Annotated in this window: 9 protein-coding genes; 3 read left to right on the top strand and 6 right to left on the bottom strand. The window is 33.5% G+C overall.

All coding sequences use genetic code 11. The features are described from left to right. From JCM14822_RS07460 to JCM14822_RS07470, 3 genes are all read left to right on the top strand, one after another. Nucleotides 1-723, top strand: a 723-nt coding sequence (locus JCM14822_RS07460; protein WP_157047673.1) for a transposase, incomplete at its 5' end; no start/stop codon positions are given. Between the two features lie 189 nt (nt 724-912). Further along, the gene (gene mobA, locus JCM14822_RS07465) at nt 913-1,497 is read left to right on the top strand and encodes a molybdenum cofactor guanylyltransferase (protein ID WP_054741089.1); all 585 of its coding nucleotides are present in this window, start codon (nt 913-915) and stop codon (nt 1,495-1,497) included. Between the two features lie 171 nt (nt 1,498-1,668). Further along, nucleotides 1,669-3,729: an ATP-binding protein gene (locus JCM14822_RS07470; protein WP_054741091.1), complete on the top strand. Its 2,061-nt coding sequence runs from the start codon at nt 1,669-1,671 to the stop codon at nt 3,727-3,729. A 12-nt stretch (nt 3,730-3,741) separates the two neighbouring features. On the opposite strand, the gene JCM14822_RS19235 is transcribed toward JCM14822_RS07470, so the two are convergent. The 6 genes from JCM14822_RS19235 to JCM14822_RS07500 form a co-directional block, all read right to left on the bottom strand. Next, nucleotides 3,742-5,631, bottom strand: a complete 1,890-nt coding sequence (locus tag JCM14822_RS19235; RefSeq protein WP_242861438.1) for an eCIS core domain-containing protein — start codon at nt 5,629-5,631, stop codon at nt 3,742-3,744. 17 nt (nt 5,632-5,648) lie between these two features. Then, nucleotides 5,649-6,191 carry a hypothetical protein gene (locus JCM14822_RS07480; RefSeq protein WP_054741093.1) on the bottom strand — a complete coding sequence of 181 codons (543 nt, stop codon included), beginning with the start codon at nt 6,189-6,191 and terminating at the stop codon, nt 5,649-5,651. Between the two features lie 71 nt (nt 6,192-6,262). Beyond that, on the bottom strand, nt 6,263-7,396 hold the full coding sequence (locus JCM14822_RS07485; RefSeq protein WP_054741096.1) for a phage tail protein: 1,134 nt from the start codon (nt 7,394-7,396) through the stop codon (nt 6,263-6,265). Between the two features lie 10 nt (nt 7,397-7,406). Continuing rightward, the gene (locus JCM14822_RS07490; protein ID WP_054741098.1) at nt 7,407-9,524 is read right to left on the bottom strand and encodes a baseplate J/gp47 family protein; all 2,118 of its coding nucleotides are present in this window, start codon (nt 9,522-9,524) and stop codon (nt 7,407-7,409) included. An 18-nt stretch (nt 9,525-9,542) separates the two neighbouring features. Continuing rightward, nucleotides 9,543-12,530, bottom strand: coding sequence for a baseplate J/gp47 family protein (locus JCM14822_RS07495; protein WP_054741100.1), 2,988 nt, complete (start codon nt 12,528-12,530; stop codon nt 9,543-9,545). Next, nucleotides 12,527-12,934 (bottom strand): GPW/gp25 family protein, encoded by a 408-nt coding sequence (locus JCM14822_RS07500; protein WP_054741102.1) that lies wholly within the window; start codon nt 12,932-12,934, stop codon nt 12,527-12,529. The genes JCM14822_RS07495 and JCM14822_RS07500 overlap by 4 nt, the downstream gene beginning before the upstream one ends. Nucleotides 12,935-12,948: the final 14 nt, after the last annotated feature.

Consider the following 12,948-nt stretch of genomic DNA (forward strand, 5'->3'; position numbering starts at 1 on the left):
TCTATAATTCTTAGTAAACTTACTGAAAATGAATTATTTTTAGCTGATTTAGGTTATTTTGATACAGTTTTTCTTTGTAAATTACAAGAAAATTTTTTTATTAGTCGCATCAAGATAAATTTAAAGCTCTATAAAGCAGTTTCAGAAACGTATGCTATCTATGAAAAACTAGATTTAAAGGAATTCCTTAGTCAAGACAGTGATTCTATTGATCAACAAGTTTATATTGGTACAGAAAGTTGTAATAAGTTAAAAGTTCGTTTAGTAGGCAATAAGCTTTCTAATGAGATTGCGACTAAACGTATTAAAAAGGCAATCCTCCAAAATAATGGTGAAGATATCGACTCACATAATCGTCAGCTTTTACATTGGAATCTTATGATTACTAACATCAGCAAAGAAACCCTTAATACATCTATTATTACAGAACTTTATCGTATAAGATGGCAAATAGAACTACTTTTTAAGGTTGTAAAAAGTACCCTTTCCCTAGATAAAATGCATGTAGGTAAAACTAAATATGTAGAAGCAATTCTTTATGGTAAACTTCTAGGAGCATTACTTACAATGCCACTTTATGATAGTGTAGATCAAAGCATACTTAATAGTCATGGGAGAGGCGTCAGTATGCAAAGATTTTATACATTACTGCTTGTAGACTTATCTCAATTCTATACACTAAAAAAATCACACTACATACTTACGAGACGTTTTCTAACTTAGTTCAAAGAATAGGAAAGTTGGCTTTGCATGAAAAACGTTTAAGCCAAACCACCTATTCTAAAATAGAAGGTTATTTAGAACAACTTATTGTTGCTTGAAAAACTTAGTCTTAAATTTATTGAATTATGGTTTATCCTACTTAAATAGTAGTACGCTACTATTTTATTGCATGTGAAAGGAATTTTATGGATGAAAAATGATATTATGACCCTTATCTTAATGGGAGGAAAAAACAAACGTATGCATGGCAAACATAAGGCCTTCCTTGATTTTCATGGGGAAAGTTTTTTAAATCATATTATAAAAGAAATGTCTACCTTCTCCCCTGTGGTACTTTCAGTTAATGATAGGGAGAAATTTAAAGACTTAGACTATCCTATGATTGTTGATGAAGTGAAAGGTATCGGCCCTATGGGTGGTATTTACAGTGCCCTCAAAAATTTAGACTGCGACAATCTCTTTATCACCGCTTGCGATATGCCCTTTATGAGCGCTGAATTTGCACGCTATATGTATACTCACATGAAAAGCTTAAATCCACAGCCTGCTGTCCTTGTCTTAAGTAACTTAGAAGGTAAGTTTTCTCCCCTTGGCGGTATTTATTCAAAAAAGCTTTTGCCTTATATAGAAGAACTTATCCAAAATGAACACTATCGTCTAGGTAAGTTGCTTAAAATATCAGATGCAGTTATTTTACCTATTACCCAAACACCATTTTCTGAGGTGATTTTAAGTAATATTAATACGCCTGAAGAATATGCTTCCCTTAAATAATAAAGTATAACCTTGAAACAAATTATCTTAACTTAGGACAATGCATTTCAGGGTTATACTTTTTTATATTATTTTCTACTTCATTTATCACCTTATGCTTTGTCATACTGCAAATTATGCTATGATAGAATATATGCATGCTAGAATTTATTTTATAAGGAGATGTTATTAATGCTTTCATTAGATACTTACTTCGATTCAAATCTTCAACATACAAGTTATACAGCACCTATTTCACATTTACAAGATATGCTTTCGCTCACACATCTTTATCTTAAAATTTATGATGAATTTGCTAAATCACCTGATGCAACTCATGAATTTACTAGACTTTTAAGTGAGGCTTGGCAATACATTATTTCTCGTGAAACCGCAAGTACTAATACTTATTTACCCCTTATTGTACTTAAAGATACTTTCAACCTATCTTTCTTTGAATATCTCTGTATTACTTTAGCCCTCAGTACAGAACTGGATGAAAATCTCTGCCTAACTTATACCACTCTCTGTGGCAATGCTCATCCTAGTTTTCATCTTGCCATGTGTCTTTATGGTTTAACAGAACCTATAGAAGATGAAATCTTTGCTAGTGCTGATTTAACTACATCGTCTTTACAATATTTATTACATTATGAAGAAAACACTACTACCCTTATGCGCCAATCTCTTTGTCTCCACAAAAATGTCATGCTTTATTTAACTGGTAACTTAACAATTACAGATGATTATAGCACCCACTTTTTAGCTAGTACGCCACTTAATCTCGCCCCTCTTCATAAAGAAGTTACACAAAAGTTAGTACAACATCTTACATATATTTTTGAATCTTCCACGAAACAAGCTATTGGCCTAGAAGGACTCAAAGGACTTGGCAAGCAAACTGTGCTTAAGCAAGTCTGCGCTATGCATCATGTAAATTGTCTTTTTTTAGACCTTTCTAAACTTCAAGCTACAGACCTTCCTCCTATTTATATTAAAAATTTATGCTTTAAGCTCCTTATGAGTAATAGCCTCCTTTGTCTTACACATTGTGAAATCAAAGAAGCTCCTGCAATTTATGAAAAAATGCTTAATATTCTTAGCTCTATTTGCAAAGTCGTTTTTCTTTGCTTTGATGCGCCGACTCCTAAACCTTTTGAAGTCACAAATTATCACTACTTACATATTCCATTAGGGCTTCCTACTTTACATGAAAAAATTATGATGTGGACATTTATGAAAGAGCAATATAATCTTACAATTGACCCTAAACTTTATGCCAGCAAATATAATCTTGTCATTGGCAAATTAGAAACTATTTTAAAAAATAGTGAATGCCTTGCTGCTTATGAAGCTATTATTTCTACAATTGGAGATTCTGCAATTGTAGATTCTGCTGAAATTCATCCTAAAATTCAAGAACACCATATCATACAAAGTATTCTGAATGCTAATCAGATTCAAGGTAATGCCACTTTAATCCAGCATCCTTATACCTTTGACGATTTAATTTTAGATGCACCGACTTTAAAAACATTACACCAAATCTGTAATTATGTAACTTACCGCTATACAGTCTTTGAAGAATGGGGCTATGGACAAAATTACGCCTATGGCAGGGGCTTAAATATTCTCTTTTACGGGGCACCAGGTACAGGTAAAACCATGTGCGCCTCTGTACTTGCCAATGCTTGGGGACTTGCTTTACTTAAGGTAGACCTTTCTAGAGTAGTAGATAAATATATTGGTGAAACAGAAAAGCGTCTGGATGAAATCTTTATGTGTGCTGCTCAAAATAACTATGTCCTCTTTTTTGATGAAGCTGACTCTTTATTTGCAAAGCGTACAGAAATCAGTTCTTCTAACGATAAATATGCCAATATAGAAGTCTCTTATTTACTGCAAAAAATGGAACTTTATAATGGCATTGTCATTATGGCCACTAATCTTGTTCAAAACTTCGATGAAGCCTTTAAACGCCGTATTAACTTTATGGTGCGCTTTAACCTTCCAAATGCAGACACAAGAAAAGCACTATGGCAAAAAGCTTTTCCTGCCACAGCGCCTATTAGTGCTAATATTGATTTTGATTTACTTGGTGAAAAATATGATTTAAGTCCTAGTGTAATTAAATCCATCGTTCTTTATGCAGCTTTTTTAGCAAGCAGCGAAAACCGAGCTGTTACAATGGAAGATTTACTTGAAAGCATTAAATATGAATATGAGAAAAATAATCGCATGATGCCTTATTAAGACTTTTATAAACTAATCCATCCAAAGCTCCTTAATGGCTTTCTCAGGAATAGCTTCTGCTATTACAATTTCTCTTGTACGCATTGCATCTCTAGCAGCAGCATACTTCTCATATTCCTGCTGCTCTTCTTCTGTTGCATTTGGATTAAAAGTCATTTCTTTATCCAAAATATCTTTTCCATATAGCTCTGTCATAGATTTTTGCGCATGTGTATCCAAAAACTTAGATGAATCTATCTCTGCTAAATCAATTTTAACAACTCCATATTTAGATTTAAAGAAGCTCCCTGTAGAACCAAATATTGGACGTTTAGTAGTTGTAAATGAAATAAATGGACTTCCCCCTTGGGCTTCTTTACTTCTTTGATGTGCTAAAATTTGTTTATTTACATCCGCTCTCTCTTCACTTTTTTTACTATCAATCGAAATTCCTTCCGCTACCTCCTTCCAATTTTCTCCTTGTTTACCTTTTCTTCCATCAATATCAATTGTTAACTTGCTTAGGTCACTTTGAGCGTCTGAACCCTCTTGATTATCAAACTGATTTAATGCCCGATATACATAACGTGGTACATAATTTCCTCTTGCATCTTGAACATATTCTTTTTGATACGCTTTTTCTTTTCTTCCTTTCAATTTATTTTTATCAATGTTTTCGTTAATATCTTTTTTAATATAAATTCCCTTTTCTTTTCTCTTTTCTTTAAATCGTGCATTATCAAAGTAGGCCTTAGCTATTTTAGGTGGTGTTTCTTTTTTACTCCCCCCTTCTATAGTTACCTCCATATTTTTAGTCTCTTCTTTAAACCTTATTTCTTGATTTTTAGTTAAGTTCCCTCTACAATTATTCTCAAATTCCTCAAAATTTAATTTAGATTCCTTATATTTTTCTTCATAGCTCTCTACAATGGGATCACTAATCTGGTGTTTAATATTGGCTTTACTTTGCTTAATAGCCTCCTCAACAAGTCCTTCGACTGTTCTTTCTCTTATCTTATTTGCTAACTTTAAACTTGGTATTTTATTATCTATGTTTTGGTTAAAAACACTTAAATCTATTATATTTGATTTTCCATTACTTATTGGGGCAACAACATATTCTTTATCTTTTAGAGCTATTGCTGGTATTTTATTTTCCACATAATTTTTAAGTTGTTCTTTTTTTTTACCTACCATTTCTTTTTTTAATTCTTCTTTATAATAAGACTTTATAAAATTTGTTGCTGCCTTAAATTGTTCTGTTACATTACTTAGTTTATCTTTAATTCTACTGTCTAATTCATCTCTTTTATTTTTTCGTGCTAGTTTCATCTTATAATACGTATTAATAACCATATCTTGTACAGCTTTTGCTTCTCCCTTTAAAGGATTTTCTGTCCTTGCTACAACGAATTTCTTGCCATACCTTTGGATGATATTACTTGTTTTATAATTTGCCTTTCTTTCACAATGATATGATTTAGCTTGGACTACTAAGCGTTGCCGCTCCCATTCATCGGCTTCTTTTTCTAAGCTAGATTGATCATTTACAGCTTCACCATTTATGTTTGTGGTAGCTGCTACTCTGCCTTGTTTTTGCTGGACCACATGCCAGGCTTCATGGCCTAAGTGCTTTTCTTGGCCTGGTCCTACATAGATTTGTGTGCCTTGGGTATAGGCAAGGGCCTGAAGTTGTGCTGGTTTACTTGAATTATAATGAACCTTGACATCATCCATTGAAAATCCTGAAGCGGCTTCTACTCTAGCTTTTAGCTGATCTGGCAGTCCTGTGCGGTTGTTGCTTAATTTGCGTTGTATATATGGTCCCCTTGGATGACTTTGATATATTTTTTCAAAGTCTCCTTTTTTCATTTGTACTTGTTTTATGGATTGTTCTTCTTGTGTTTGTAACAGCTTATGCATCTGCTCATCCCCTTATCTTATTCTCCCTCTTGCGCATTTTCATCCTCTTCATCGTCCCATGTATACCAGTCATAGTCTTCCTCTTCTTCTCGCTTATGTAAAGCTTCTAACTTCGTACTATATTCTAGTGGTAGCTCTAATGTATCTATCATTTTCATTTTCTTCGCCACTTCAAATAAATGTTTGGCATATTGAAAATCATAAATGACCTTAGGTGTGACTTCCTGCCTTAAAATTCTTTTACATACTATGCCTAATTGCCATGAAGCATATAATATACTTCTTACACAGCTGTCTCCTTGTCCTCTATTTTTAAAGTCATCATAACTCGATTTAGCTGCTTTAATATATGTTCTTGCTTCTTGGCGAATAGATGCTTTGTTTTGTACTAATTCTAAGTTCGTATAAGCTGCAGGCCGTAAATTTTGCTTTTTTGTGCTATTTCTTTGTGTTTTATAAGCTGCTGTATAATCTTTCGTATTTATATCTGTTTGCTCTTTCAAAGCTGTATTTACAGGCTTTATTACCTTGGCTTCTATCATTTTTTCTTGTTTTTGCATAGACGCATCTCGTCCTCTTTATTATTTTATTATAAATCAGCAGATATAATTATTATATACTTTTCAAGGTTTTATTTAAGCTGTAGCATTATTTCTCCTGTAAGCTGCATGCCATCTAGTTTTGCTGTCTTATAATCTGCTAAATAACTATTAACCCCTAAATAACTATGCCAATCACTACGTTGTGCTTTTTGTAAAATCACCAAATGAGCCTGGGTCATAGCTGGCTTATACTGATCAATTAAAATTTGCAGCTTTTCCTGATTAATAGGAGTATTACTTTCCCCAACTTCTAGTATAACCGTGAAATGACTTGAAGTACTGCCATATAACTTTTTATAAATCTTCCTTATACGCTCATCTTTTATCAGATTAGACCATTCAAAATACTCTACAATAACAGGTTTTATCCCTGTATAAAGTCTAATCATTTGTTCTAGTGTCCGCTTTGTGCCTTTACCACTATTAAGGAGAGTGGCTTTAGGAATAATGGTGCGCATTTGATTTATATTAAAAATCCCCTTACTATTATCAAGGCCTACCCATTTGCCTAGCTCATTTAGAAAACGCTCTGGAGCCGTATCTGCATCTAGATATTTGGGTAGCTGATCAATCTCTCGTTCAATATCTAAATAAAGAGACTGAAAAATTCCCATATAACGTCTTAAAAATTCCCCACCTTCTGCATAAATCTCTGGTAAATAATCTACAAAAGTTTGCATAGGATATTCAACTTCTAATCCCTGTAATATGTATTCTTTCTCTGCTAATGTATAACAACTTATGGCCACCCATAAATATCTTCCCTCAAAATGGTGAAGTAATATATCTTGATGATTATTATAGACCTTCGCACCTTCTGAAACTAAAAAGCTTATCTTTTCTTTAGGCTCCCTAGTGGTGCTTTGTAAAACTTCTTCATAATCTACCATTTCACCTGCTAACTCTCCAAAAGGAGAATCGGTGGCTAAAATATATATTTCCCTTAAAACTTCACCTTCAGCTAAATCACTAATTTTAAGGCGATTCCAAGTCATTCCTTCTATTTCACTATCAATAGCCTTTAAGAAATAATACCCTCTTTGCTTAGCTTTTTGTAAATTTAAAGTTCCTATTTCTGAGTTTAAAAAACTATGACTTATGCCCTCTTTTAATAAATGAGGACTTGTATTAAAATATTTCATTTCTTGATCTACACTATACATAAGCCCTCCTCTATCCTCTTACTTCTATATGATAATGACATAAATAAGTAAGCACATCAGGTTCTAAAATAATATCTCCTGATAAACTTTTCTTAGCACCTGTGCCACTAGGCGTTAGACTGATTTGTTCCACATAAGCGACGCCCTCTAAACTTTCCAGCTTTCCAAATAATGTGCCTATATTAATGCTTTCACCAAATCTTCTTTCCGTCTTTAAACTATCTATGGCATTTTCTATATAATGATGAATCTTATCTTCTAAAAGTGCTTTTTCATAACCTGATTTTTTATAAATAAGTCCATTTACATCTATTCCTACATAAGTTGGGGATACCAACTTAATCTCCGTGCCTATCATGCGGTATTGTTCCATATGAGCTCTAATGACTTCCTCATAAATTCTTGAAAGCTTAGGCATCTTTTCTTCACTATATGGCTTTACAATGATTATAACTTTATGCCCTTCCTCTTCTTTTAACTGATTAGATTCAATGGCACGGACTTTGTGAATAAGTAGGCCTGGCGTCTTAAAGACATATGCTTCATAATCACTGGCTGTAATCATTCTTTTTTCTTCTTTAAAATTCTGACGAAAATGATACAATGCTTCTTCCTGAGTCTCTTCCTCCACACCGCTTATTGTATCTTCATAATTAATAACCGTTATAGCTCCTAAAAGCTGCTGGTCTTCTACTGACATACCATTAATTGTACCACTTTTAACATTTCCACCGCTTCCTTTCGTTTCTGCTAGTCCCGTTATCATCAGCTGCTCATCCTTATTCTCTGGTAATTTGCCATGCCTTTTATCTCCAAAAACAATTTGTCCTTGTCGGCTTACTTTATAAATACAGTCCATCTCTTTACCCATATTTAAATCTCTTTTTTGATGATAATGCTGGACTATTAATTGCCCTTCCTTAATAAAGACACTATCTAATCCCATTACTTTTCGATCCACTATTTCAGAAGGTATTTTAAAAGCCGGATGACTCATCATCCCAAAATTACCTAGCAGCCTTTTAGGATAAAAATTTTTCTCATAACAAATTAACCGAATATTTTTCTTGCCCTTTGGTGGTGCTTTAAAGAAAACGATTTCTTTTAATAATCCTTCCTTTTCTCTTATTTCATAACACTTTTCCTCTGGAGTATTTTCCCACGCTCTCCAAAGATCTGTCCCCTCTTTAACTAGCACAACAACTTCTCCTCGTAAAGCTAAATAATGTTTTATTAAAAAACACTGCCCTTCTTTTCCTGTGCCACTTAAATAGACATTGACAACCTTTGTATCTCTTTGCGCCACTTGAAAGCAGTTAATTCCAATATAATCTATACAAGGCAATAGGTCATATTCATTTTTAATTAAAGTACATCTTAAATAATGCCTTACTGATTCACCTTCTTTTAAACAACAAGCTGCCGTTTGAAAAGGTGCCTCCAGTGACACATAACCAGACTTTAAAAAGCTCCTTGTTTGGTCTTTCACCCCTTTAATTTCCTTCCATCCCTTCTCTGTATACGCCTCCCATTTAAGTTCTCCCATATTAAACATTTCTTTATTAAAATCATTTCTTTTATATTCAGCTTCATTAATAGTAAAATAAAGCCTTAACTCCTTACTTAAATCTATCTTTTCACTAAATCCTAAATAAAAATGACTATTAGGTGTATGAGAAAAAAGTTTTTCAGCCCCACCATCTAAGTAGGCAATCATTTCTGTAATATCTTCCAGATTTTCATCTCTCAAAATACATTCTAACTGATTGGCTACTACATACTCTGTTCGAATTGTCTCAAAGACAGTTTCACCTGCATAAAATTTCATGCCTCTTGGTAATATAAAATTTTTTGTCACATGCCTTAGTGTCACTTTACCTATAGAGGGTTGTTCCCTTTGCCTTGTATATCCTAGAAGCTTCAAGTATTTAAAAAGGTGTTCTTCACCACTGTAAGCTGCATAACGCCCTTGCATTTCAAAAAGCCATGCAAAAGTTTGTAATAAAGTAATGCCTGGGTCATGGGCATTGAAATTGGTCCATTCTTTTGTTAAGGTCGGTATTTTATTGCGACTTTCTTCAAACAATTCTTCGTTACTTTTATGATAAGCCTCCCATACAGGTAACATCTACATCCCTCCATCCTCTTAGAATGTGCCTGCCTCATCTATTGCATCATCTATAAGCTTCACACTAATCTCATGTGTGCCACTAATGGCAATGCAAAATCTTTCGTTTTTTAAATCTTCAATTTCTCTTTGAACCCATTTATCTTCTTTTAGAATAGACATTGTAAAAATCATATTATGTATTTCACATTCTAAATGCATACCTCTTAAATGTGCTTCTAACTGCCTTTTTTGTGGTAATACACCAATCTCCCATCCCTTGCCATCAAAGTGGCCTGTAATAGGATTTATAAAACGATCTATGGCTTCTTTAATTGTGTTTTGATATTCATAAGCACTTTCCATATCTCTTGTGGTCACCCAAATACGTACTGATAATTTAATGAATAGGGGTTCTCTTAAGTAAAGTTTAATACCCCTTATATTTAAATTACTACGTGCCAAAATATATTTTTCTAGATTGTCTTTATAGCCTAAAAATACATGGCTTCCTTTTGCATATTCCTTTAATAACACTACAATTGTCATGGCATTTTCTTCTTGATGCCCTTGATCATTGATTTGGACTAAGCACTTCACCCTACATATATCTGAAGTATAATCACGTACCACCATTTCATAATCTTTCGTTGTCACCATCTTGTCCCGATGCATCAAATACCTTGCCATACGTTTTAAAGTTGCCTCCATACTTTCAAAATCACTGCTGCCGAAGGCTTCCATAGGATTATACACACGATTAATATAAGAAATATTTTGTCCTAATGTATCAATGGCTTCCTTTGCCACATTTCCCTTTGTACCTGCACATACACTATAATAAACTCTAATTGCTTCATAATTCAGCTTAACTGGTATATACACAAACACATTTTCTGGAAAAACAATTTCATAAGTTACTGGGTTAAAATAATAGCATCTTCGTGTAGCAACTAAATCACTTTCACAATTTACCTGCTCCCATTTCACCCAAAGTGATTTTAAATGCCCATTCATATCTTTTTCTATTTGTGTGATATATCTAGGGTTTGAAATAACTTCTTCTATAGCTGCTTCTGATGTATGATTTTCATTAATATACACTTCTACTGCAATAATATTTTCATCTTGTAAAGTAATCTTCTTTTGCCCTACTGTTTCTGTAATATAAAAATCTGCTTTTTGAGGGACTTTATTAATTATCCGTACCGTATTAGGATAAATCCCTTTAATACAAGGCATGAGCCACTGACCCATCTCATATTTTCCATCAGGATTACTAATCCTGAGCCAATATTTCTCCTCACTAAATAGGTTTACCTTTTTTAAATCTTCCGGAATCACCATCATAATATTCCCTGACTGACTAAAATGATGAGTCCCATCTGATACTTTAAGTATTTTAAAATTTCTTTGTTCATTCTTTAAACTACTGTATTCAAACTTTAGCTCCGGTAAAGCATAAGGTGCTTTATTTTCTATTTCAAAAAACAAGCACATGGGAGAGACTTCAGGTATTTCATCAAATCCTATAAATAAACTTGCCGCCTCATAATAAAAAGGTTCAAATACCGTTACACTTTTCTCTTCCTCTAATTTAACACTTTGACACTGTGTATTATTTTCTATATATATTTCCTTAAGCCTTACAGCCTCATCATAAACATAGCCAATTCGAACGCCACTTATTTTAGGAACATAAGTCTTACTTGGTAACTTATAAAGATTGTCAGCAGAGATTAAACGAAAGCGAATCCAGCGCCCTTCATAGGCATTTATTTCACCTAATAGCATATCGTCTGGACATTTAAACCATATGTTTTGTACACCTTCTAATTGTCCATTAAAAAGTGTGCCACACCAAGATGCCACATTTAATTTTGCCCAACCTCTTTCACTTAAATATTCCCATACCACTTCATCTGCCCTAATCTCTACAGGGATGACTTCTTGTTTAGGCGTTTGTTTGCGCATAATCAGTTTATAAATTGGTTTTACCTCAGTCTCATAGCCTTTGTTTTCGTTTATTTCATATTCTAATAAAAAAGATAAGCTAACCTCTGCTCCCTTCTTTGCAAAAGCTTCATCACAACGTATATAGCATTCTCCATAAAGCTGTAAATCAGGTCCAAAAGGATAGATGACTTCATGATAATCATACACTTTATCTTGGGTGCAAATAGTCTCTACGCTGCACTCTAAATTATTTGTACTTAAGCTTAAACTTTTAAAAGAAATATCAGGTATTTTATCTTTTATAAATGCCCCAAACCAATAGCCTCCTTCGTCTTTAAAAACTTGCTTCTCAATTTGACCTTCACCAAATTGCAATTTAATTTCTTTGTCACCTATAATGCTTGACACTTTCTCCCATTTATTTTTGGTAAGTATATACCACTCCACTGCTGAAAACTTTTCTAGGATGTTTGGCTCATCGCTTTGAATTTGTACAGTGCATGTCCCACTTTGCATGCCATCTAATATATAATCATGCTTAAAATAAAATCTATGGGTCTGCAAATTAGATTTATCTTTTTCAAACAACTTAAAGTTTAAAGCATTAAGAGGTCTTTCTGCGTCATAAGGTTTACCAATATAATCTTGGTTTTTAGAAGTTATAAAAAGTGCTGTTGGTTTGACATTACTTGCATACATGCTATGACAAGTCACAAAAGGAATTTCATCTCCTTCTTCATTATGTCCTATAAGGGGTGTCCCTTTTTTAATCATCACACCTGTTTTCAAAGTAGGAACAACTTCAAATGTGACATAACATTGGGCAGGTTTTGCCACTTTAGGTGTCACCTCTAAGCAATTTAAAAGGCCTATATGATGCCTTATAAAAGATTTATTAACTTCCTCACTGCTTTCCTTCAATAAATCTGCATAAATCAGTGCAATGACCGAACCAATATCTGGTTTTTCCGTTCTAAACTGCCATTCTGGTGTATAGGCTTTAGCTAGATTTAATATTTTTTGAATGGTTTCTTCCTTAGTCATTTCTATAATAAATGGATACTTTGTCATAAATCTTCTTCCCTCCCCTGCAAATAATATGGGAATACAAGATTATCTCTACGGCTCGTATGTCTTAGCGTATAGCTTATTTCAATGATAACCTTACCTGCTACTAATTCTTCTGTATGGATTTCTATATCTATTTCTTTAATGCGGGGCTCCCAAAGATTTAAGGCATTTACAATTTCTAGTTTTAAAAGATTAACTATAGTGCTATCATTCACCTCATAAATATAACTTAAAAGGTCACAGCCAAACTCTGGCTGCATCTTGCGTTCCCCCTTATTGGTCTTTAAAATAATGTAAATTGCATCCTTTATGGCTTCTTCTTCACTAACCGTTTTAAAAAGCCCTGTAAGCGGATCAATTTGAGGTGGAAATTTCATACCCTTACCCAAAAATGAATCTGTCACTATGTCACCTTCCT

This window comes from Cellulosilyticum ruminicola JCM 14822 (assembly GCF_001311925.1).
In the GTDB taxonomy this organism is placed as follows: Bacteria; Bacillota; Clostridia; order Lachnospirales; family Cellulosilyticaceae; genus Cellulosilyticum; species Cellulosilyticum ruminicola.